Source organism: Vibrio sp. SCSIO 43097 (genome assembly GCF_023650755.1).
GTDB lineage: Bacteria > Pseudomonadota > Gammaproteobacteria > Enterobacterales > Vibrionaceae > Vibrio > Vibrio alginolyticus.
Map to the genome: position 1 here is coordinate 478,028 of NZ_CP071841.1, position 22,254 is coordinate 500,281.

Sequence of the window (22,254 nt, forward strand, 5' to 3'; positions counted from 1 at the left end):
CTAAGTTAATGCTGAGCAAGAAACACTACATTAACCTATTTACGTCATATGAAACAGATTATTTACCATCATTTACATCCAGCCAATGGTACCGTATCTATCAAGTTGTTCGAATTTTTTGAAGGAACTTTAAATCGTTTGTAAAACTGAAACTTACAGCTTAATTTCTTGTTCTATCTCATACAGCTCTTCGGAAACTTCTAACATTCTGCGTTCAACCAGTAACTTAGCATCTTCAACACCCTTGTTATAATAAATTGGTCCTAGTTTTTCTGTAATAAAATCAATTAGAAACTCACTATCGAACTGGCCAATTTCAACATCTAGCTCGTCTTGCATGTAATCTTGAATGGCGGTGGCCAACGCCTCTTTTTGTGCGCGTTCTAGCTTTATCATTTTTTCCCTTTCAAATTTTTGTTCAACTTCTGCTTCTTTCGTGTTGCTCTATTAAAGATTAAACACGGTCATTTGTGAGAAATTTGGTGTTTAGATCAAGAAGTTGCCGAAGTAAATTAGTCTATTCTCAAAAGACTATGCTAACCTTTTGCAGTTCGTTTTGTAATTATTAAGGGATATTCTTTGCTACTCGACCTAGTTATTCAAAGTGTTAATGATTTTCAAGACGACTGTCTTAAGCTGTGTGAAAAGCATTACCCTGCGGTGCATAACCAAGGCATGAGTGAGCATCATCTTGGTCTCGCGTTTTCAAGAAGGATGGAACATACTTTTCGTCACTTTGGATACAACTGCGTGATAAAGCCAATCGAAGTGTTGGATTCTCCAGACCTTCCCCATCACTATCGAATTTCATCCGACATCGGCACTGTCTGGGTTCTGAGTCACCATATGGTCAGTGCCGGAAAATCTTGCCGGGAAAACTTACTCTCATCAATTACGGAATGGCAGAGTGAATATGGCTATGCCTTACAGCCTAATGACCTACTCTTTTTAGTTTGTGATCATTGGATAAGTCGCAGCAAAACGAGCCGAGAATTGCTTCATTGGTGGATGGGGGAACTACCCGATCAGATCAACGAATACACAGAACAAGGAATCACACTGTACACCAGCGAGTCGCAACTCACGCAATCGTTGGACACTCGATTCGGTATTAGCCCTTGTTACATTAAGTTTGGGCATCCTTTACGGCGTTCGAACAAACAGCAGTTAGTCAGAAAATATTTGCAGTTGTATGCCGTACTGCAATGGTAGCATCAAATTGAAGTGCTGAGATTATCAATTATTTCATCAATTTGTTTGATATCACTCGACAAAACTACCCATCCATTACCATCGTTCTTGCTTGAGTTAATGAGCACACTTAGATTCATTGCCAATGAAATAGAAAAATTAGCGCGATAACGCTGATGTTGAGACATTGATTTAGGTTGTGGTAACAATGATGAGCATCTCGCAACTACTTAGTTGCATCCGGAAAGAAGCCGACGGGCAGTATATTGCGAAATACGCGAACTTCACTCTCCGCAGTGTCTTTCAACCCATATATAAGAACGATATTTCCATCGTTGGCCTTGAAGCACTGGTAAGAATTAGCAATGCCAATGGCACCATGGTTAGGCCAGATCAGTTTTTCCAATCCAAAGCGACTCCCACTCAAGATTTGCTCAATGTTGAACGCTTAAGTCGCCTAATCCATATCAAAAATTTCTCTCAGTCTCGCTTTCACACAAAACAATTGTTTCTCAATGTATTACCGGTAGCGGCAGAGATACTAGTCAAAGACATCACTTATAACCGACTGCTAAAACAAACCATTTATGAATCGCATTTGATGAATGAACAAATCGTCATGGAGTTACTTGAATTGAAGGTGGAGGATGAACTCTCTTTGTCTCAAGCTGCTCGGGAGTTAAGTCTTGAAGGATTTAAATTAGCGATTGACGATTATGGCGTCAATGCATCGACAACTGAGCGAGTGAGAAGCGTTTGCCCAGATATAATCAAGATGGATCGCTCTTTATTGCTAAGGTATGAAAACGGTGATTTTAAAGCGCTTAACGATGCATTATCACTCGCAAAAGCGTTATGCTCTAAAACCGTTATCGAAGGAATTGAAACCGAGCATCAACTTCGCTTAATGAAAAAGCTCGGTTTCGATATGTATCAAGGGTACCTACTTGCTATCCCCCAAACGTTAGACGTCTATGAAGAGGCAAAAACAGCCTGACTATGTAAGAACAAAAGTTTGCGCGGTTTAGCGAGAGCTACGTGATTTACCACGATTCTTATGAATCGCCAATTTTGCTTTTAGCTTACGCTTCTCAGATGAACGACTACGACGACGCCCATTTTGTTCAGGCTCAACTTCTTCTACAAGACTTGGTTCGAAACCTGCCAGCCATTCTTGGGGTAAGCGTTGATCAAGCAGATTCTCGATAGCTTGCAACAAGTACTCCTCATCTCTACTCATCAGAGAAACCGCCAAACCTGACTTTCCAGCTCTTCCAGTGCGGCCAATTCGATGGACATAATCTTCTGCTTTGAATGGCATATCAAAGTTCACGACTTGTTCTAGCTCTTGAATATCTAACCCTCGTGCTGCCACATCGGTTGCAATCAAAGCACGTACCTTACCTTGTTTAAATTCATCCAAAGCTCTTTGGCGGGCACCCTGTGATTTATCACCGTTGATAGAAACCGCTTTGATGCCATCTAACTTGAGCTCTTTCGCTAACTCATCACTGCCTTGCTTCGTTTTTGTAAATACAAGCACTTGCTGCCAATTCCGCGAGCCAATTAAGTACGCTAGCAATTCACGTTTCCGTTTTTTATCCACTGGATAAACCATTTGTGTTACCGTTTCAGCAGTCGTATTTGCTGGTGAAACTTCGACTTCAACTGGCGATTCCATGAGTTTATACGCAATAGTTTTGATTCGCTTCTCAAATGTCGCAGAGAACAATAGGATCTGTTTCTCAGCAGGCAAACGTCGGAAGATGCGCTGCAAGTCAGGCCAAAATCCCATATCTAACATACGGTCGGCTTCGTCTAACACGAGCATACCGGTTTTAGAGATGTTTACGTTACCATTAAACAGGTGATCCAAAAGGCGGCCTGGCGTGGCAATCAAAATATCAGCACCCTCTTCTAACTTTCTCTTTTGTACGCCAATGCTTGTACCACCATAAACACACACGATGCGAAGTTCTGTTTCTGCCGAGTACTGATTCAAATTATCAAATACCTGCTGTGCAAGCTCGCGTGTTGGAACCAAAATCAATGCTCGAGGTGTGCCATTAAGTTTCTTTTGCTGAACGGTTTGTATGATAGGTAAACCAAACGCAGCCGTTTTTCCCGTACCAGTTTGTGCAGCAGCAAGTAAGTTTTTTCCTGCAAGGACGTGTGGAATTGACTTTTCTTGCACTGGTGTTGGCGTCACGATATTTAGATTGCCTAGCGTCTCGATTAGCTTTTGTTCGATGCCTAAATCAGCAAAATTAACAGACATGTGTAACCTCATTATTTTTGGAGCGCAGAGTTTACCAGAGCCCCTAAAGCCATACTACTTTTCTATCTCATTGAGTTGAGTCATTAAGCTGTTGCTGAAAATCATACGACTGGCGCAAAACATCTCGATAAAGTGACGAGAACTTCTCTTCTAATTCGGTGTAATCACTTTCAATCACTTTAAATGTTGTGGTTAAGTCTGCCATTCTAGGACTTCTTTGCGACATCCGATGTAGTGCAAATTCTATATTGTCTAGATCTTGATAGGATTGAAGCCATCGGCCATGCCACATTCTGCTGTGGAGCACCAAAAAACGTGGCGGCAAATGTTCATGAACCTCTCGGTTTACTCTCTCGTATGCCGTTTTTACAAAGTGTTCGAGAGACACGGAATGAAAGTCGTTCCAGTGTTTTGCGAGGCAATGATCCCAAAACATATCTAAAGCGATAGGTGCAAAACGTCTCGCAACACCAGTGAAATGAGGCTTACATTCGTTGACGATTGGATGATGGTCAGTAATACGGTCAACAAATCTATGTAATCTGATGCCATTTGAGATATCGCGATCATACAGCTTGCTTGGATCTCCTTTTACGAAGTCTCCAAGCAAGTTTCCCAATAAATGGCTGTTACTGTGTTCTGCGATATGCAGGTGGGCTAGAAAGTTCATTCGACGCCAGTTTTGGCCTCTAGGGCTTGGTGTGACATGAACCTAGTATAACGTCAATTACGACGAGATGAGAGTGTTCCGCTATTCGGCTTCGTTGTCTGAGCCAACGTATTCCGACAAGATAATGCCAATTTCAAGCGCATCTAGCAGCTCTAGGCTCTCATCGTTTTGGTATTGGTCGCTCATTGTGACCTCCTTTATTTTAAGCTCTCTTGCTTTTACTTGCTGACGGCCTGACTCTTGCCATATCCACATCAGCAACTCCTTTTTATAGTCTTTATATGACACATTCATGACAGCGAGAAGTAAAGATTTAAAAACCTATGAGCATAATCAAAAGTAAACGATTGCAATTAAGTTTCATATCCGCTTAACACTTTAGAGAAATGACTCTTTTATCAACATTCATGTCAATTTAAAGATATAACATACTGTTATAGGCGTCCTTAGATCTCATTTCTTAAACTAAATTTAGTATTCGTTACATATTTTGCTGATTAACTTCGCATATTTTGTTTCGATATAGCAATAGATTTGGTCAATATCTTTTATCTCTAATGGAGCTTTAAATGAGAGAAGTTGAGTTTAGAACGATAGACAGGCTGTTTATCAAGATGTCTATCAACGACAAAATGTGGGTGATATTCCTACTGTTTTTAGTAGCCCTCACTTCAGTGGCTGGAAGCCGCTACTTCAATGAAATACAACAATTTGAGCAGCAAGCCATCTCGGCGAGCGAAGCGAAGCTTTCTGGTATCGTTGATGCTCAATCAAACCGCGCTACAGAAATTGACGGCGTATCGAAATCGAACCGCGTAAGCGAGAGTTCTTTTGTCGATGGGTCTGTGACCGCTTATGCCAAGTTGCATTCTGGAGAAGTGATTAAGCTGACTCAAAATGTGTCCACACAATACGAATCGTTAAAATCATCAGCTCTATCGTCACTATTACTCAGCTTCTTATGGGGTATTCCTTTTGCCCTATTCTCTTACTGGGTGGCAACGTTTATCGGAGGAGCTCTGTGGGTTTTATATACAACAACCGAAAAAATTGGTGACGGTGACTTAACCTCTCGCCTTGGTTTCCATCCAGGTCGAGATGAATTCGGTACCATCGGCTGTGCGCTAGACAAGTCTATGGATACCTTAAGTGAACTGGTTAATAGTGTTAAAAATAATGCAACGATGTTGAGCGAGACATCTTCTGCATTCGAAAAAGATATGCAGTTGAGTGAAACCCAGATATCTCATCAATATCAAACGCTTGATTCAGTCGCGACGGCAATGGAAGAAATGACAGCCTCTGCAAAGGAGGTATCAAGTATTTCTCAACAAGCAACGACGCAGTCAGACCAAGATGCCCAGAAGATCGAACTAAGCAGAAGCCGTGTACAAAACGTGATTGGCGAGATAGAGACGTTATCTAGCTATATTGAACAAGCCTCTACGTCAGTAACCAATTTAAACGAGAATACGACGCAGATTAATGACGTGATCACAACGATTAACGCCATTTCAGAACAAACTAACCTGTTGGCACTAAACGCAGCAATCGAAGCAGCCCGTGCTGGTGAACAAGGTCGTGGATTTGCAGTGGTTGCCGATGAAGTACGTACATTAGCAAGCAGAACTCAACAGGCAACAGTAGAGATCCAAGCCATGATTGAGAAGCTTCAAATAGAGAGTCAGAACATTGCTTCAATCACCAACCGAACCGTTCAGCAAGCTCAAACCAGCAGCCAGCTTATTGATGAAATCGGCCATGATGTTACCTCTATTGCCGAGTCAGCACGCTCATTAATGGACATGAGCATTCAGATTTCCACATCTGCTGAAGAACAAAGCGCAGTTGCTAACGATATTGCATCGGAACTTTCAGAAATTCGTAGTCAATCAAGCACAATCAGAGAAGTGGCGGAGCAATCTACCGCTGGCGTCGCTAATCTCACGCAAGCCTCCGTTTCTCTTGGTGAGATATTACAACGCTACCGCACCGCATAACGTTGTGGAACTTATGATCAACAAGGGCTCCTTAGGGAGCCCTTTTCTTTAAACCGTGTTCAACTATTACCTTCGATATTTTCTACGACATCCAAGTGGATATTTGAAGTGAATCTCAAGTTCTCGCTGTACCCGATGAAATAATGTTCTTAAACAGAGCGTTCCGCTATGCTTGATCTTGCCAATTCCAATTTGCTGCTGGAAAACAATATGAATAATTACAAAGACACAAAAGACATAGAGAACCTGAATTGCCCACTCTGCCAAGGAGATGAATATCTCATTTCATCGGATGGCGAGAAATTCACATGCGCTGCTTGCGGATTTCATACAAAAAACTTCTCATCTATCCAATGTCTACATCAAACGCCTTACCTACAGTCTAAACTTAAGCACATCCACAGCTTAAGTCCGGTTTGCCATTAATAGGTCAAACAGAGCAGCCACACAGCTGCTCTTTTAATTCATCTAAATGATGGATGCGAATTACACGCTCGTCATCAACACGATTGATAGCTTCACCATTAAATAACTGCACCGTTTTGATACCGGCGTTTAGTCCCGCCTCGACTCCTTTAGGCGTGTCATCAATATAAAGACAGTCACTTGGTAAAAAGCCCATGCTCATAGCACTGTACATGATTAAATCGGGCTCAGGCTTCCAACTATTCGCATCGAATGCCGAGAACACTTTCCCTCGGAAAGCATCGAGTAAACCGGTTAACTCCAAAGCGTATTCAATTTTATCTTTAGGTCCATTAGACGCCACACAATATTCGATATTATGCGAATCCAAAAACTGAATTAATCGTTTTGCGCCATCCATCGGCTGTAAGTGACGCACAAAAAGAGACTGGACTTCTTCTCGGTATTGCGGTTCTAAAACATCAATTGGGACTTTGATATCTTTCAATTCTTTAGTATCTAAAAGGATGTCAGCGAGCTTTCCTCCTTTAAAGTGAGAAACGCACTCTTCCATCGTTAACTCAGCCCCATGCTGGTTAAATACATTGACGAGCGCTTGGCAACACAGTCTTTCGCTGTCGACCAACGTACCATCACAGTCAAATATCACGCACTTAATATTGGTAATTGCCATAGCCATCTCCAGACGTCTTAAAGGCTCAAGCCCAAGCTGATTTTAAGAATGTTTGGATTAATCTTATTTGAGTTTGGGATTGTTGAAACGACGAGCTTGGCATTTCATGGAAATAGAAGGGAGCAATTACAGTTTTTCTAAGCAAGATCACCCAACGTCATCTTGCTTTACTTTTTATGCACATTGATGTGTAAGTTAGCCTTCGATAACCACTGAGTCTAACAGTTTTTGCTCGGTGCTTAGTCTTTTAGCCAGATCAGCCACAAACGAGCTTTTGTACTTTGATTCAGAAACAGCAACATCAGAGATGAGTGTATTTCCTTCGAGATGGCTAACAATAGCAGCACCAATTGGGACTCCAGATTTAAAACCAACATATAATTCAAAATCTGGCGTGAGGATAATCTGTGTCAGATATTCAATGATCATATCTTTATCATACTGCTGTTCCCAGCGCTGAGATTGCAAGATAGAGAACATAATGGTGAGTCGATGAAAATCGACCAGAAAAATATCGTCGGGGTTAAATTCAGAGTCACTTTCCAGTAGTGTGTCTTTGTCGACTACTTGATACGTTGCTTTTTCTAGCGTTTTGAAATAGACATCGCGCCCTTTCAAACTCTCTGGTGTCGGAAATTCAACTTCGACCAGATCATACAGCCATGTATTTTTACGCTCGATACTGGCTAACTGTTGTTCATTCATCTTGATACCTTCGTTTAGAGCAGTACATTAGCATGAAGCCCGCAACAAACCTAGCGCACATAGACCTTTCCGTGGCTAAATTTTGTTTTAGGTGCAAACCTCTGATAGATTTCATCAATATCTTTCCTAGTTAAGGACAAAAATAATGAAAAAGATGCTGTTAAGTGCATTGCTTGCTACTACTCTAGTTGGTTGTTCAGATAACGATGTTGCTGACGTGGGGCTCGGTTGGTTTACTTTGAAAGACATCAAAGTCGGTGAGTTGAAAGACGAGGTGGTAACAGGTGTCACATGTCACATCGCCTCTATCGAAGCGGATTTCAGCTTAGCGGATCCAAGTGATAGCTCAATATCATGTCGTCAGACTGGCGAAATCACACCGGAAATGATTGCAAAAATAGATAAGAGTAAGTCCGGTGAAATTGTATTTAAGAAGTCAAAAAGCATTTTCTTCAAAACAATGAAGGTTCGCCGTATTTATGATGCCGATAACCAAACCTTACTCTACTTGTCTTATACAACAAAAGAGACCGATGGTAGTTTTAAGCATAGCCTTTCGACAGTCCCACTTTGGGGTACCAAGGCTTACGTTGAGCCAACTGAAGTGAAAAAGTAACGCAGGTAAATTTAGTTAGCGCGGAGCAGGCTCTTTCCGGGCGCTGCTGAGCAACAAGTTTAAAAAACAACCCATTGCAATACGACAAGCGCCATAAATTGCAGCTGCTTTGGTTGCTATTTACTCAGCTCGCTGATTTTTTCAGCGAGCAGACTTCTTTGTAATAAATCGCCACGATTTTCATTTTTTTGTGATACAATCCCGCCTCTTTTTTTCTCACTCAAGAACAAGCATGAAGTTTCCTGGTCAGCGTAAATCTAAACACTACTTCCCAACTCACGCTCGAGATCCATTAGTAAACCAAATCCGACAGGCACCTAAGCTATATCGCCCAACTATTGTTGGTGTCGGTCAAACCATTGTAGATATCGAAGCACGTGTAGATGACGCGTTTTTAGAGAAATACAACCTGAGTAAAGGACATTCGCTCGTTCTTGAAGAAAGCAAAGCAGATGCACTTTACGAAGAACTGGTTGAGCAAGGCCTGATCACACACCAATACCCAGGTGACACGATTGGCAATACTCTTCACAACTACTCAGTTTTAGCCGATAGCAAATCCGTTTTGCTCGGTGTGATGTCTAAGAACATTCAAGTCGGTTCTTTTGCTTACCGCTACCTTTGCCGTACGTCTTCACGCATGAACCTTAACCATTTACAAACGGTAGATGGCCCTATTGGTCGCTGCTACACCCTAATTTCTCAAGACGGTGAGCGTACATTTGCTATCAACGAAGGTCATATGAATCAACTACTTCCGGAGAGCATTCCTGAAGAGATCTTTGAGAAAGCATCAGCCCTGGTTGTTTCTTCTTACCTAATGCGTGGTAAAGAAGAAGATCCAATGCCTAAAGCGGTACAAAGAGCGATCGACTTTGCTAAGAAGCACGATGTCCCTGTTGTACTTACGTTAGGGACAAAGTACGTTATCGAAGGTAACGCACAGTGGTGGCAAGAATACATTCGCGAAAACATTTCTGTTGTCGCTATGAATGAAGAAGAAGGTGCGGCGCTAACAGGTGAAACAGAGCCGCTAGCAGCTGCAGATAAAGCGCTTGAGTGGGTTGATCTCGTACTTTGTACAGCAGGACCAAATGGTCTGTACATGGCTGGTTACACCGATGAGAAAGTAAAACGAGAAACCACACACGACATCCTTGAAAGCTCCCTCGAAGCCTTTAACCAGTACGAGTTTAGTCGTGCGATGCGTAAAGAAGACTGTCAAAACCCAATGAAGGTCTACTCTCACATCGGCCCTTACCTTGGTGGACCACTAGAGATTAAGAACACTAACGGTGCAGGTGATGCAGCCCTTTCAGCCTTACTGCATGACATGGCAGCAAACTCTTTCCACCAAAAAGAAGTGCCTAACTCAGAAAAGCACGAAGTACGATGCTTAACCTACTCCTCGCTTTCTCAGATCTGTAAATACGCAAACCGAGTAAGCTATGAAGTGTTGACGCAGCACTCTCCTCGCCTATCGCGAGCGCTTCCTGAACGAGAAGATAGCTTAGAAGAGACTTATTGGGATCGTTAAAACGACAGCTTTAAAGCTGAAAATATATCAAGGTCACCATTTGGTGGCCTTTTTGTTTTTATCTAGCACTGTAACGAGTAGATTTTGTTAGTATGTCGCACAATACGAAGCAGTAAACTCTTTACAAGCCTAACCGAAACAGTACCATCACCAAGCAGACCTTTGCCTCACAATAATACTCGTTATAACTCAGGTAGTTTTTCAACGCTACCTGTGTGCCACTTTGGGGATTCTCCATGCAGTCAGATATCGAAATTTGCCGAAACACACCACTTTCTTCTATTGATGTTATCGCGGAAAAAGTAGGACTATTGCCCGAAGAGTATGACACTCACGGGAAGCACAAAGCCAAAGTCCACCCAAAATGTTTGGAACGACTCAAAGCAAATGATGACGGTAAACTTGTACTCGTCACTGCGATCACGCCGACTCCTCTTGGCGAAGGAAAAACCGTTACGACGATAGGACTGGCGCAAGGTTTAGCAAAGCTTAATCAATCTGTTATTGCATGTATAAGGCAACCTTCGATGGGACCCGTCTTCGGTATTAAAGGTGGCGCAGCGGGCGGCGGTTATTCTCAAGTAGCTCCAATGGAAGAGTTAAACTTACACCTTACTGGTGACATTCACGCAGTGACAGCGGCGCACAACCTTGCTTCAGCCGCTCTTGACGCTCGCTTGTTCCATGAGCAACGCGAGGGTTATGATGCCTTTGAATCTCGCACCGGGTTAAGAGCACTTAAAATCGACACGGCAAGTATTACTTGGAAACGAGTGATGGACCATAATGATCGTGCACTACGTAAAGTCAAAATTGGCCTCAATGATGCAGGAAAAACCATCAATGGTTTCGAGCGTGACGAAGGGTTCGATATTTCAGCCGCTTCTGAGTTAATGGCTATCATTGCACTAGCCAAAGATTTAAAAGATTTACGTCAACGTATTGGGAAAATTGTCGTAGCGTACGATTTGAACGGAAACCCCGTCACTACGGAAGATCTACAAGTTGCAGGAGCAATGGCAGTAACACTAAAAGAGGCGATTGCACCAACACTGATGCAAACTCTAGAAGGTGTTCCTACGTTGATCCATGCAGGTCCATTTGCAAACATCGCCCATGGAAATTCATCCATTATCGCGGACGATATTGCGCTAAAACTGTCAGGTTACACGGTAACTGAAGCCGGTTTTGGTTCGGATATGGGATTTGAGAAAGCGTGTAACATTAAAGCTGCTGCCGCCAACAAAGCCCCGGACTGTGTAGTGATCGTAGCAACATTACGCGGCCTCAAAGCGAATTCCGGACACTACGATTTACGACCAGGTATGGCTATTTCAGATTCCATTTTTAATCCGGACCAAGCATCATTGGAGGCTGGGTTTGAAAATTTAAAATGGCACATAAATAACGTTCATAAATACGGTTTACCTGCTGTCGTTGCCATTAACCAGTTTCCACAAGATTGTGTGAAAGAGCTTAAAGCTCTTGAAGATCTGATTCACCAATTTAATCCCGAAGTTAAAGTAGCCATCAGCACCGCTTTTTCGCAAGGCGGACAAGGCGCAACGGAACTAGCTCAACATGTTATTGATGCGTGTACCACGCCTGTAGAGTTTTGTCCGTTATACAACAAAGAGCAATCATTACTCGAAAAGCTCATGGCAGTATGTGAAGCGGGCTATGGAGCAACCAATATAGAAATGACTCCTATCGCGACTGAACAGCTCAAACATTTTGAGCAATTAGGCTTTAACAACTTAGCGGTTTGCATCGCGAAGACACCACTATCGATAACCACAGACTCCGCAGTCAAAGGCGCACCAACTGGTTTTACCGTCCCAATCCGCGAGCTGCGCTTGTGTGCGGGTGCAGGATTCGTTTATGCATTATCTGGTACCGTGATGACGATGCCAGGCTTACCTGATAAACCCGCATTTATGAACTTAGATCTTGATGATGAAGGAAATATCGTCGGTCTCTCTTAGTGCAGTGATAACGTATCGCTATCAGTGAAGTGAGCATATTCATTGAGTGAGTGGTCTACTTACCTATCCACTCACTCTCAACAACTGTGAAAAGAGTTGTCTCAGGCCTTCTACTCTTGAATCGTTGATACAAAGCTCTCCTGCCTTACATCAACGCGCCTGTTTTAGACCTTTAGAGTTAAGACGCTAACCCTAAGCCTTGTTTGGCCATAGTTATTAAGCTAGAAAACCCTATTTATCTTCTTGTTTTGTCGCCACTTTACATTGTAAATCCATACTTGTTGACTTCTCCTTTCTACAATTTTGCGCCAATTTGATGCACGGGCTATTTAGCGCTTCACTAATATGGTGCAGTTGTCTTACAGTGAAATTTTAACCTCCTTGATTTTTAAGGAGATATTCTATGGCTCGATTCTTGTAGTAGACTTTTCACTAATAAGCACATTAGCACATGCTTTTCAAAACCTCTGCGTTGCATACCACCTCCTTCAGGTTAGCACCGTTTTGATGCATGTCAGAAAAGGGAAAGGGAATATTATGGAAGACGCACTCGCCGTAATTTTAGCAGGAGGGATGGGGTCTAGACTCAGCCCACTCACCGATGACAGAACCAAGCCAGCCGTACCTTTTGGCGGAAAATATAGAATTATAGATTTCACACTAACCAATTGTTTACATTCGGGTTTACGCAAGATCCTTGTTTTAACCCAATATAAATCTCATTCACTTCAAAAACACTTACGAGACGGCTGGTCGATATTCAATCCAGAGCTAGGCGAGTACATTACTGCTGTTCCACCACAAATGCGCAAAGGTGGTGCATGGTATGAAGGAACCGCCGATGCGATTTATCACAACATGTGGTTGCTATCGCGAAATGATGCAAAGTATGTGGTTGTGTTATCCGGCGATCATATCTATCGAATGGACTACGCCGCAATGCTTGAAGAGCATAAAGAGAAAGGTGCTAAGCTCACCGTTGCCTGTATGGATGTTCCCGTAGAGGATGCTTCAGCATTCGGTGTAATGGGCACCACAGAAAACGGGCTCGTTACTTCGTTTATAGAGAAACCTGAAACCCCACCTACTCTTCCTGGAAGCGCGACCAGAAGCCTTGTTTCTATGGGAATATATATCTTTGATATGGATGTTTTGAAAGAAGCGCTTGAAGAAGACTCAAAACTCGATTCATCAAGCCATGACTTCGGAAAAGACATCATACCTAAGCTAATTGATACCGAATCCGTTTACGCTTATCAATTCTGTGGCAGTAAAGGGCGCGTCGATAAAGATTGCTATTGGCGCGACGTGGGTACCATTGATTCCTTCTATGAAGCGAATATGGATCTACTAGAACCTGTGCCGCCAATGAACCTTTATCAGTCTAATTGGGCGATTCGTACTTACGAGCCGCAGTTTCCACCAGCTCGTACTGTATCGTCGGCTACGGGTAATGAAGGCATTTTTATTAACTCCATCATTGCTACCGGTGTCATCAATTCCGGAGGCTCGGTACAGCACTCCATTATTTCCTCTAATGTACGCATTCAAGATAGTGCAACGGTAGTCGATTCCATCATTTTTGATGACGTAGAAGTCGGTGAAGGAAGTCAGTTGGTCAACTGCATAGTTGATAAACATGTTCGTATTCCGCCACATACTCAAATTGGCATCAACAAACTTGAAGATGCGAAGCGATTTAAAATCTCAGACAAAGGTATTGTCGTCATACCTGAAAGTTACCAATTCGATTAAACGACAAACTATCACAACAAAAAAGCGCACGATAATCATCGTGCGCTTTTGTTTAAGTGCCTGTAAACATTAGGCTATAACAAATAATCCATAATAATTAGATGTTACATACCGTTGACCAGCTACCATCTGTACCCGGTTCAGCCGCTGTCCACCAGTTCGCTTGGTAAACCACACCGTTGTGGATGATCTTATCGCCTTGGTTAGCGTGGCTTGGATTACCTGCCCAATCCGTTTGTGGCAGAGCTGGGTATGTCACTAAACCTGTCGTATCACACGTACCTGGTTCAGTGGTACCACCACCCGTGCCCGCATTGAGATCACCAATTGGTAGATCTGGCTGTTCAAACTTAAACGCAAACTCTTTACCACCAGAAATCACTGAGTAGTTAGCCGGACCAGAGATTGGTAGGTAGTAAACCATATCAAGCTCGTAAGTGCCGCCCGCTGGCAAGTCTTTCCATGCTGGTAGAGAGAACGACACACGGTGCATTACGCCATCTAAGCCACCAATGTTGTTTGCACGAGTATGTCCAGAAGCAATGACTTTCAAACCACCACCTGATTGGTCTTTCGCGTTGTCCGGCGCAGATACTGGGATATCGAATTGGAATTCAGTACCGCCAGGGATCGCTTGACCAGTGTTGTTCGTAAACGTGATTTTCGGGTTAATTGGGTAGTTTTGGTCGCCAACTTTGAAGCCGCCAACACTAACAGTAATGTCTACTGCTTCAGTTGGTGTTGGGCCAGTCGCTACTTTGTTGCCGTAAGGCGTCGCAGACTTAAACTTGTCGTAGATAGCTTTGGTCATAGTGTTACCCATGTGGTATTCACCATTACCCGCCGCACAAGCTTGTTCAGTGGCATCTACTGCCGTACGATTACCATTTGCATCCAGTACGTAACAGTTGTAATCACCGGCTAGTTCCCAGAACATGATACCGCCGATCTCTTTATCGATAACGTAATCGGCTTTCACCTCGATAGAAGCTTTATCTTCCGTAGATAGGAATACGCTCTTCTCTGCGTTCCACAACCAAGGTGCCACAGCAACGCTATCGTAATGACGGGTATAAGTACCAACAAACTTATCTGAAGGATCGTTGACAGGGTCGAGACCGTAAGCAGCTGCGTAAGAGCCCCAAATACCGTTTTCTAGGTTCTTAGCATGCCACATTGGGTTAGAACCAGCGCCCATTTCGTTTCCTTTAGGGTCGGTATCATGCCACATGTTGTCGATACCAATAGCGCCGTGACCACAGTTGTTCTTCTCACCTTCACCTGTGCCCGGTTGGCACTCTGCTTGGTTTGGTAGTGCCGCTCGGCCCCATAGGCCATTTTCGCCACCAGTAACACCTTGCCAACCACGGGTGTAGTAAGGAACACCAATGTTGATACGACCTGCTGGCATAGAACCACGGAAGTAATGGTAAGCCCAGTCTGTGTTCAAGTAACCGATACCACCGTATGCAGCAGTGCCGTATACGTTCCACTGCGCTAACTCAGAGTCTTTACCTGTATCGAATAAAGCCGCGTTATGACCAACGTGATCATTCCAAGCCCCATGCAAGTCGTAAGACATGATGTTTACGTAGTCTAGGTACTTAGTTACATCGAAGGTTTCCATCCCACGTAGCAAGTAACCTGAAGATGGTGCTGCGATAGTCAGCATATAATGAATACCATCTTGCGCGGATGCCGCATCAAGTTTCTCACGCAATACTTTCATCAGCTCTTGGTAAGACGCCCATAAATACTGACGACGTGGTTCCATGAAGTCTTTGTCGTAAGGGTTACCAGCACCAGCCATTGACGTCGGGTATTCATAGTCAATATCCAGGCCATCGAACTTGTACTGACGCATCATTTCAACGGCAGAAGTTGCGAACTTCTCAATACCAGCATGATTAATAGAACCGTCCGCATTCGTCGTCATGGTGTAGAAGCCACCATCAGCTACACGATCGCCGTTCGTATCGAAGTGACCGCCCGTTTCAGCCCAACCACCAATCGAGATTAGCGTTTTAACATCATGTTTTTGCTTGTAAGTTGCTAGTGCACCAAAATGACCTTTAAAACCAAGAGCAGGATCTACCTCAACGCCTGGCCAAGTTTTACCTGTAGCAGGGTTGTTAGGATCATTAACGTCGCCAACGTTTACTTTGCCGTCAGAACCAATGCTCACAAACGCGTAGTTAATGTGAGTAAGTTGTTCCCAAGGAATGTCTTTAACAAGGTAAGTCGCTTGTGGGTCGTCACCTGATCGCCAACTGGTGAAGTAGCCGATTACACGACGTGGGTGATCAGCCCCCATTTTCTCACGACCTTCTTCATCATAAATAGAACAGTAAGGAACATCTACACCCGTTGTTTGATAAAGACCATCAGGACGACAATTAGATGTCACTGCGCCGCCGTTTACTGTTAACGTCGCAATTGCAGAATCTGCTGTTGCTCCAGCATCATCGGTTGCTCTCGCATAAACACTTAATGAGCCAGCTTGTGAAGGGGTTACATCCAGCGTGTATGGCGCTGTTGTAGCAGTGCCAGCAAGCACACCTGCAACATAAAAATCAACTTTAGCAACGGTACCATCCGCATCCGTAGCATTTGCAGTCAGTGTTACGGAACCACCCAGGTCAATAGAGCTCGCAGAAAGCGCGACATCCACTGTCGGCGCTTCGTTACCAGGTTGCGCTGATGCCACAGTTAACGTCACAACACTTGCCGTACTAACGGCACCTGCATCGTCATAGGCCTTGGTAGAGAACTCGTGCTGTCCTTCAGTTGCTGTCCACGATGCAGCATACGGCGCAGACGTTGCCTGACCAACTAATACACCATCAACAAAGAACTCTACTTTGCTAACAGTCCCATCAGTATCTGCCGCATCTGCAGCTAGGCTAACAACATCACCCGCAGTCACAGAAGCCGACGCAGAAGGCGATGTCAGAGTAACCGTCGGGACTTCATTCTGAGGTGGATCAACCGGTCCAGTGCCATCACAAGCGCCAAGTGTTTCCCACTCGCCCCACTCACCAGATTGCGCTGGATTGTTGTTTTGCGTCCAGTAACGCGCTTTATAAGCATTACCTTCATGCTGAACTTGGTCGCCACCGTTATAAACTTTTGATGATTGCCAAGTTTCTAGAGGGGCACAGTCAACTGCTGCGTAGCTATTGAAGGCCATAAGACAAGAAGCGGTGAGTGTGCTTAGTGTGAACACGTTTTTCACTGCGTTGCCGTTTTTAAGGTGCATAATCGCTCTTCCTTAAGTTATTGTTAAAACAATACTAAATGCGCTAAACGAAGCGCATCTATACTTTTATTTCGACGTAAAATAACTTAAGTACAAGTTGGTGATTTCACACTATCTATTTACGAGTTTTCCACACCGCCTCGCAACAATCCACTAAATGATTGCAACAACGTACCTATTATTTGGCACCAGTAACTAATTTTATAACTCAAATAAATATGTCACTCGCAAATTAATAAAAAAGGTAAAAAAAGTCGCCATTTTGAAATAAAGATCACTAAGCCTTTGTTGACCTTGGCGTTTCATTAAAATGCCGCTTGTACTCGCGACTAAACTGTGATGGGCTCGTGTACCCGACCATTCTCGCTGCATCATTAACACGTCGCCCCTCTAACTGGATCAATTCGCGCGCTTTGTTAAGTCGAACTTTCTTAATATATTGCAGCGGAGATTCAAGCGTGACATTGCGAAATGCTTGATGGAAAGCAGACACACTCATGTTGGCTTCTTCAGCCAATGCTTGTACGTTCAACTGTTCGTGATACGCTTGATGCACGCGATTTAGTGCTTTAGCGACCCTCGCGTAAGAACCTTCTTGATGTGCTAGGTCAAATAAAACATACCCCTCTTTGCTCACCAAAGTACGATACACAATTTCCTCAAGAAGCAGCTCGCCAAGCATGATAACATCAAGCTCGTCACACATTGCTTTCATTAACCGCTTGCACGCATCCAACATACCTTCATTCATACGTACCGACTTAAGGCCGCAACGGGTAGCATCCAGACACTTATTACTGAATTTCTCAGCCTCTAATTTTTTAACGAGTTTATGAAGAAGCGTTGGCGAAATATCTATCGAAATGCCAAGTAAAGGCTCATTGTTTGTCGCAAACGCTTCGCACTCTAGTGGCATGGGAACCCCGACAACAAGGTAATCATCGGGCCCATATTGCACTGGTGTATCACCAATATGAATGTTCTTATGCCCTTGACCCAAGACGATGATGCCGGACTGATAGACAAACGGCTGGCGATGATTCCCTTTGCTACTGCGATAAAACCATACGCCATCTATCGCTGTTTTCTTCATACCTTCTAGGTCATGCAGCCCCTGCTTTTCAACATATTGCTGCATGATATCTGCGAGAGTGTGCATTAGAGCGCTCCATCAATGACCAACGAGTTTGGTCTCTATTATCGTTTCGAGCACTATACTTCCTCTCGACTTTAACTTTCTAGCTCAAGAGCATCAATTTTGTAGAAATAGGCAAATTATTTGCAGAAATCGACCTGTTAACCATCGTTAATCGGGACTAATATGCATGTATTCAATCTCCTTCACTGGAAGCAAGAGGGCTAATAATGAACTTTTCTTATGTAAACCCAACCAAGATTTTCTTTGGTCAAAAACAAATCGCAGCAATCAAAGAAGCTATCCCATCCGACCAAAAAGTTTTAGTGGTATACGGTGGTGGCTCCATCAAAAAAAATGGCGTGTACGACCAAGTAGCAGAAGCTCTTGAGGGACATGAATGGCTAGAGTTTTCAGGTGTTGAACCAAACCCAACCAAAGAAACACTCGATAAAGCAGTCGCAATGGTAAAAGAGCATGGCGTTGACTTTATTTTAGCGGTAGGTGGTGGTTCAGTCATCGATGGCTCCAAATACGTAGCAGCGGCATCAAAGTATGATGGTGATGGTTGGGATATCATGATTGGTAAGCACCAAGTCACTGAAGCGACGCCTCTAGCTGCAATTTTGACATTGCCAGCAACAGGCTCAGAGTCAAACATGGGCGCAGTTATCACTAAAAAAGAAACTCAAGACAAACTTCCGTTCATGTCTCCAGCAGTGCAGCCAAAATTTGCCGTGTTAGACCCAGATGTAATGAAAACACTGCCAGAACGCCAGCTTATCAACGGCATTGTTGACGCATGGGTGCACGTATGTGAGCAATACTTGACGCTTCCTACCGGTGCAATGGTTCAAGATGGTTACGCAGAAACACTGCTGAAAACTTTAAAAACACTCGGAGAACAGTTTGCGGAACGAGACGACGATATGTGGCGCGCAAACTTAATGTGGTCTGCTAACCAAGCATTGAATGGGTTAATTGGTAGTGGCGTTCCACAAGACTGGGCAACACATATGATCGGCCATGAATTAACGGCTCTATGGGGCGTTGATCATGCGCGTTCTCTTGCAATTGTCCAACCGTCGTTACTTCGTAACCAAATGCAGTTTAAGCGCCCTAAGTTAGAACAAATGGGTCGCAGCGTATTTGGTCTTGAAGCAGGTGAGGATTTAGCAGAGCGCACAATCGAATCTATCGAAGCGTTTTATCATCAACTTGATGTCGCAACTAAGCTCGAAAACTATGGTGAGAGCCGTGAACAAGCTATCGATGCCATCATTGATCAACTAAACAAACACGGCATGACTGTTTTAGGTGAAAACCAGGCGATCACACTTGAACGTAGCCGAGAAATCTTAGAGTTAGCTGTCTCATAACTGCAACAATTCTTCACTGCCCTTCCTAGGGTTTAACGGTATTGTGACTTAACAGTCACAATACCGTTTTTTTATGCTATTTTGTAAGCCACATCACGTTCAAAACGAGGAGGCTTCTAAAAACAACGATTCCCTCCAGACAAAAAATCGGCCGTGTTGGTTAGTAAAGAGACAACTGTCCAGCTTTACACAAATAAAAATAATTGAGATCAAAGAACGAGTTAACTCGTTAATTAAGTTTTGATTTGTTGTAGTGATGTACTACATAATTTTGTCTGTTCGAGAAAACACTTTATGTGGCTAGTTGTTGTCGTATTAGCATTCATACATATCATCAGTATCCGTAAAGGCTCTAAATGGCTCTTTTACGTTTCTAAACCATTACCAGTGCTCTGTATGCTTGGTATTTTAATTCAGTCCCCGGCTTACCCAATGCCATATGCGCATTGGATTTTGATTGGCTTATCGCTCTCGTTGCTTGGTGACGTGTTATTAATGCTCCCTAGAGACAAGTTCATTACAGGCTTAGTGCTCTTTTGCTCTGCCCATCTCTCCTATAGTTATGGTTTTGCCATCATGTCAGCGTGGCATTTTACACCTTGGCTCCCAATTGCCTTGTTCGGACTGGGTATATGCGTCTACTGGTTGTTCCGACCGGATCTCGGTAAAGAAAAACGGCCAGTTGCCAGTTATATATTGGTACTGATGACTATGTGCTGGGCTTCGATCGAGTATTATTTGAGTGGGAAAACACAATCCTCCTCTTTTGCAGTGCTCGGAAGCTTTATCTTTATTATCTCTGGCATCGTATTGGCTTTCGAACGCTTTGGTGGACGGTCAATATTTTCACGACAAGTTGTCATGGTGACCTACTATTCTGCACAGACACTAATGGTTATGTCTGTTGTTGCGATTGTTGTTCGTTATCCGTATCTCGTTGAACTGAGTTAGTCATACTCTAGACTGCACCAACATTAAAGAAACATGGATGTATCTTGTAAGCGATCTGAATAGAGTCTTAAAATCATCGCCTAAACATTAGCTTATTCTTAATGAAATTACGCGCACAACTTGCTATTGTAAAAGGATATTTTTCCGTTATAGCGTGCCCCTTTGAAAGAGAATACTCCCGTCGTTGAGTTTAGCGACGTAAATAAGTGGTATGGCGATTACCACGCTCTAAAAGACATCAACTTCTCCGTGCATTCTGGCGAGATCGTCGTGGTGTGTGGCCCTTCTGGTTCCGGAAAATCAACGCTCATTCGTTGCATCAACCATCTTGAATCGATTCAAGAAGGCCAGCTTCATGTGTTCGACCAGCCTTCTCACGCAAAATCTCTCAAGCCCGGTAAAATCGGCATGGTGTTCCAACACTTTCACCTTTTTCCTCATTTGACTGTACTGGAAAACCTCACTTTAGCGCCGATTCGCACACTCAAATTATCAAAACAAGAAGCTGAAAAACGCGCAAGACATTACCTAAAGCGAGTCAATATTGAAGAGCAAGCGAGTAAGTATCCTATCCAGCTTTCTGGCGGTCAGCAGCAACGCGTCGCGATTGCCCGCTCCTTGTGTATGGAACCGGATTTACTCCTGTTTGACGAGCCAACTTCAGCGCTTGATCCGGAAATGATCAACGAAGTGTTGGATGTCATGGTTGAGCTGGCTCAAAGCGGAATGACGATGATTTGCGTCACGCATGAAATGGGATTTGCCAAAAAAGTAGCGAACCGCGTGGTATTTATGGATGAAGGCCAAATCGTGGAAATGAACTCTCCAGTCGCCTTATTTGAGACACCACAGCATCCACGAACCCAAGCATTTTTGAACCAAATTTTAAGTTACTGATGATAGTTCGCTTAATCAAACCTGTCCTTCAAGCTATACTGCAAATGACGCTCCTCTTCATCGCGATTGTGTGGGTGTTGGACTCTGGTGCCGACGCTATGGGCTATCAATGGCAATGGGAGCGCGTACCTGATTACATCGCTTTTTATGAAGATGGCGAATGGTGGCCGGCAGAACTTATTGATGGGCTATTGGTAACGCTTAACATCTCGGCTATTAGTCTATTTTTTACCTTAGTATTAGGGTTGGTTACCGCGTTACTAAGGCTTAGCGATTCGAAAGTCGGCAATGTTATTGGTACCACTTATGTCGAAGTAATACGTAACACGCCGTTGTTGGTGCAAATCTATTTACTCTACTTCGTGTTTGGCCCGGTGATTGGTTTGGACCGATTCAGCACCGCCGTTTTGGCATTGTCCCTTTTCCAAGGTGCCTACACCGCGGAAATATTCCGTGCAGGTTTAAACAGTATTCCTAAAGGGCAATTCGAAGCAGCACAAACTCTCGGGCTATCACCGTTTTACACCTACAAAGACGTAATTTTTCCTCAGGTTTTACAGCGCACATTACCGCCATTAACCAATGAAGTGGTTTCTTTGATCAAAAACTCTTCCATTGTAAGCGTGATGGCGATTTTTGATCTAACAACACAGGCACGCAACATCGTCTCAGAGACGGCGATGCCGTTCGAAATTTGGTTTACCGTGGCAGCAATTTATCTTGCTCTCACTCTGTCACTTTCTGGCTTGTCTGCAAGGCTAGAACACAAACTCGGAGCCAGTTGGCGCAAATTATAA

Annotated in this window: 19 protein-coding genes; 11 read left to right on the top strand and 8 right to left on the bottom strand. The window is 43.6% G+C overall.

Annotated elements, in window-relative coordinates:
- Nucleotides 1-153: 153 nt before the first annotated feature.
- Nucleotides 154-396, bottom strand: a complete 243-nt coding sequence (locus J4N40_RS18600; RefSeq protein ID WP_042520836.1) for a DUF2164 domain-containing protein — start codon at nt 394-396, stop codon at nt 154-156.
- A gap of 183 nt (nt 397-579) precedes the next feature.
- On the opposite strand from J4N40_RS18600, the gene J4N40_RS18605 reads away from it, so the two are divergent.
- Both J4N40_RS18605 and J4N40_RS18610 read left to right on the top strand, forming a co-directional pair.
- Entirely contained in the window at nt 580-1,212 is a 633-nt protein-coding gene (locus J4N40_RS18605; protein WP_005376385.1) for a hypothetical protein, read from the top strand.
- 187 nt (nt 1,213-1,399) lie between these two features.
- Entirely contained in the window at nt 1,400-2,188 is a 789-nt protein-coding gene (locus J4N40_RS18610) for an EAL domain-containing protein (RefSeq protein ID WP_042520834.1), read from the top strand.
- A 27-nt stretch (nt 2,189-2,215) separates the two neighbouring features.
- Here the strand turns inward: J4N40_RS18610 and J4N40_RS18615 are convergent, their stop codons facing one another.
- The 3 genes from J4N40_RS18615 to J4N40_RS18625 all read right to left on the bottom strand — a co-directional run bounded on the left by J4N40_RS18615 (nt 2,216) and on the right by J4N40_RS18625 (nt 4,394).
- Nucleotides 2,216-3,469, bottom strand: coding sequence for a DEAD/DEAH box helicase (locus tag J4N40_RS18615; protein ID WP_181881319.1), 1,254 nt, complete (start codon nt 3,467-3,469; stop codon nt 2,216-2,218).
- A gap of 67 nt (nt 3,470-3,536) precedes the next feature.
- Nucleotides 3,537-4,139, bottom strand: coding sequence for an acyl carrier protein phosphodiesterase (locus tag J4N40_RS18620; RefSeq protein WP_053303599.1), 603 nt, complete (start codon nt 4,137-4,139; stop codon nt 3,537-3,539).
- An 81-nt stretch (nt 4,140-4,220) separates the two neighbouring features.
- A complete protein-coding gene (locus tag J4N40_RS18625) occupies nt 4,221-4,394 on the bottom strand; it encodes a hypothetical protein (RefSeq protein WP_005376381.1) in 174 nt (57 codons plus the stop codon).
- 314 nt (nt 4,395-4,708) lie between these two features.
- On the opposite strand from J4N40_RS18625, the gene J4N40_RS18630 reads away from it, so the two are divergent.
- The gene (locus J4N40_RS18630; protein ID WP_213967991.1) at nt 4,709-6,139 is read left to right on the top strand and encodes a methyl-accepting chemotaxis protein; all 1,431 of its coding nucleotides are present in this window, start codon (nt 4,709-4,711) and stop codon (nt 6,137-6,139) included.
- Between the two features lie 430 nt (nt 6,140-6,569).
- On the opposite strand, the gene J4N40_RS18635 is transcribed toward J4N40_RS18630, so the two are convergent.
- Both J4N40_RS18635 and J4N40_RS18640 read right to left on the bottom strand, forming a co-directional pair.
- The gene (locus J4N40_RS18635) at nt 6,570-7,238 is read right to left on the bottom strand and encodes an HAD-IA family hydrolase (protein ID WP_047103569.1); all 669 of its coding nucleotides are present in this window, start codon (nt 7,236-7,238) and stop codon (nt 6,570-6,572) included.
- A 195-nt stretch (nt 7,239-7,433) separates the two neighbouring features.
- Nucleotides 7,434-7,943, bottom strand: coding sequence for a flavodoxin (locus J4N40_RS18640; protein WP_250654645.1), 510 nt, complete (start codon nt 7,941-7,943; stop codon nt 7,434-7,436).
- A gap of 145 nt (nt 7,944-8,088) precedes the next feature.
- Here J4N40_RS18640 and J4N40_RS18645 point away from each other — a divergent pair, with 145 nt between their 5' ends.
- From J4N40_RS18645 to glgC, 4 genes are all read left to right on the top strand, one after another.
- Nucleotides 8,089-8,559 (top strand): CreA family protein, encoded by a 471-nt coding sequence (locus tag J4N40_RS18645; protein ID WP_005397614.1) that lies wholly within the window; start codon nt 8,089-8,091, stop codon nt 8,557-8,559.
- Nucleotides 8,560-8,791: 232 nt separating this feature from the next.
- Nucleotides 8,792-10,096 (top strand): inosine/guanosine kinase, encoded by a 1,305-nt coding sequence (locus J4N40_RS18650; RefSeq protein ID WP_005376376.1) that lies wholly within the window; start codon nt 8,792-8,794, stop codon nt 10,094-10,096.
- Between the two features lie 236 nt (nt 10,097-10,332).
- A complete protein-coding gene (locus J4N40_RS18655; RefSeq protein WP_115386640.1) occupies nt 10,333-12,081 on the top strand; it encodes a formate--tetrahydrofolate ligase in 1,749 nt (582 codons plus the stop codon).
- Nucleotides 12,082-12,618: 537 nt separating this feature from the next.
- Nucleotides 12,619-13,836 (top strand): glucose-1-phosphate adenylyltransferase, encoded by a 1,218-nt coding sequence (gene glgC / locus J4N40_RS18660; RefSeq protein WP_025767797.1) that lies wholly within the window; start codon nt 12,619-12,621, stop codon nt 13,834-13,836.
- 97 nt (nt 13,837-13,933) lie between these two features.
- Here glgC and J4N40_RS18665 read toward each other — a convergent pair whose 3' ends face one another.
- Together J4N40_RS18665 and J4N40_RS18670 are read right to left on the bottom strand one after the other, a co-directional pair.
- Complete coding sequence (locus tag J4N40_RS18665; RefSeq protein ID WP_171345665.1) at nt 13,934-17,095, bottom strand: chitinase C-terminal domain-containing protein; 3,162 nt, start codon at nt 17,093-17,095, stop codon at nt 13,934-13,936.
- Nucleotides 17,096-17,372: 277 nt separating this feature from the next.
- On the bottom strand, nt 17,373-18,254 hold the full coding sequence (locus J4N40_RS18670; RefSeq protein WP_033906538.1) for an AraC family transcriptional regulator: 882 nt from the start codon (nt 18,252-18,254) through the stop codon (nt 17,373-17,375).
- A 206-nt stretch (nt 18,255-18,460) separates the two neighbouring features.
- Between J4N40_RS18670 and J4N40_RS18675 the strand changes: the two genes are divergently transcribed.
- The 4 genes from J4N40_RS18675 (at nt 18,461) to J4N40_RS18690 (ending at nt 22,254) form a co-directional block, all read left to right on the top strand.
- On the top strand, nt 18,461-19,609 hold the full coding sequence (locus tag J4N40_RS18675) for an iron-containing alcohol dehydrogenase (protein WP_213972203.1): 1,149 nt from the start codon (nt 18,461-18,463) through the stop codon (nt 19,607-19,609).
- 294 nt (nt 19,610-19,903) lie between these two features.
- The gene (locus J4N40_RS18680; protein WP_005376394.1) at nt 19,904-20,560 is read left to right on the top strand and encodes a lysoplasmalogenase; all 657 of its coding nucleotides are present in this window, start codon (nt 19,904-19,906) and stop codon (nt 20,558-20,560) included.
- Between the two features lie 162 nt (nt 20,561-20,722).
- Nucleotides 20,723-21,457 carry an amino acid ABC transporter ATP-binding protein gene (locus J4N40_RS18685; protein ID WP_203345420.1) on the top strand — a complete coding sequence of 245 codons (735 nt, stop codon included), beginning with the start codon at nt 20,723-20,725 and terminating at the stop codon, nt 21,455-21,457.
- Nucleotides 21,457-22,254 carry an amino acid ABC transporter permease gene (locus tag J4N40_RS18690; RefSeq protein WP_213972204.1) on the top strand — a complete coding sequence of 266 codons (798 nt, stop codon included), beginning with the start codon at nt 21,457-21,459 and terminating at the stop codon, nt 22,252-22,254. The genes J4N40_RS18685 and J4N40_RS18690 overlap by 1 nt, the downstream gene beginning before the upstream one ends.

Bases quoted from the DNA above. Each gene is read 5' to 3' on its own strand.
- J4N40_RS18600 (WP_042520836.1), bottom strand. From the start codon at position 396: ATGATAAAGCTAGAACGCGCACAAAAAGAGGCGTTGGCCACCGCCATT.
- J4N40_RS18610 (WP_042520834.1), top strand. From the start codon at position 1,400: ATGATGAGCATCTCGCAACTACTTAGTTGCATCCGGAAAGAAGCCGAC.
- J4N40_RS18615 (WP_181881319.1), bottom strand. From the start codon at position 3,469: ATGTCTGTTAATTTTGCTGATTTAGGCATCGAACAAAAGCTAATCGAG.
- J4N40_RS18620 (WP_053303599.1), bottom strand. From the start codon at position 4,139: ATGAACTTTCTAGCCCACCTGCATATCGCAGAACACAGTAACAGCCAT.
- J4N40_RS18625 (WP_005376381.1), bottom strand. From the start codon at position 4,394: ATGTGGATATGGCAAGAGTCAGGCCGTCAGCAAGTAAAAGCAAGAGAG.
- J4N40_RS18630 (WP_213967991.1), top strand. From the start codon at position 4,709: ATGAGAGAAGTTGAGTTTAGAACGATAGACAGGCTGTTTATCAAGATG.
- J4N40_RS18635 (WP_047103569.1), bottom strand. From the start codon at position 7,238: ATGGCAATTACCAATATTAAGTGCGTGATATTTGACTGTGATGGTACG.
- J4N40_RS18640 (WP_250654645.1), bottom strand. From the start codon at position 7,943: ATGAATGAACAACAGTTAGCCAGTATCGAGCGTAAAAATACATGGCTG.
- J4N40_RS18645 (WP_005397614.1), top strand. From the start codon at position 8,089: ATGAAAAAGATGCTGTTAAGTGCATTGCTTGCTACTACTCTAGTTGGT.
- J4N40_RS18650 (WP_005376376.1), top strand. From the start codon at position 8,792: ATGAAGTTTCCTGGTCAGCGTAAATCTAAACACTACTTCCCAACTCAC.
- J4N40_RS18655 (WP_115386640.1), top strand. From the start codon at position 10,333: ATGCAGTCAGATATCGAAATTTGCCGAAACACACCACTTTCTTCTATT.
- glgC (WP_025767797.1), top strand. From the start codon at position 12,619: ATGGAAGACGCACTCGCCGTAATTTTAGCAGGAGGGATGGGGTCTAGA.
- J4N40_RS18665 (WP_171345665.1), bottom strand. From the start codon at position 17,095: ATGCACCTTAAAAACGGCAACGCAGTGAAAAACGTGTTCACACTAAGC.
- J4N40_RS18670 (WP_033906538.1), bottom strand. From the start codon at position 18,254: ATGCACACTCTCGCAGATATCATGCAGCAATATGTTGAAAAGCAGGGG.
- J4N40_RS18675 (WP_213972203.1), top strand. From the start codon at position 18,461: ATGAACTTTTCTTATGTAAACCCAACCAAGATTTTCTTTGGTCAAAAA.
- J4N40_RS18680 (WP_005376394.1), top strand. From the start codon at position 19,904: ATGTGGCTAGTTGTTGTCGTATTAGCATTCATACATATCATCAGTATC.
- J4N40_RS18690 (WP_213972204.1), top strand. From the start codon at position 21,457: ATGATAGTTCGCTTAATCAAACCTGTCCTTCAAGCTATACTGCAAATG.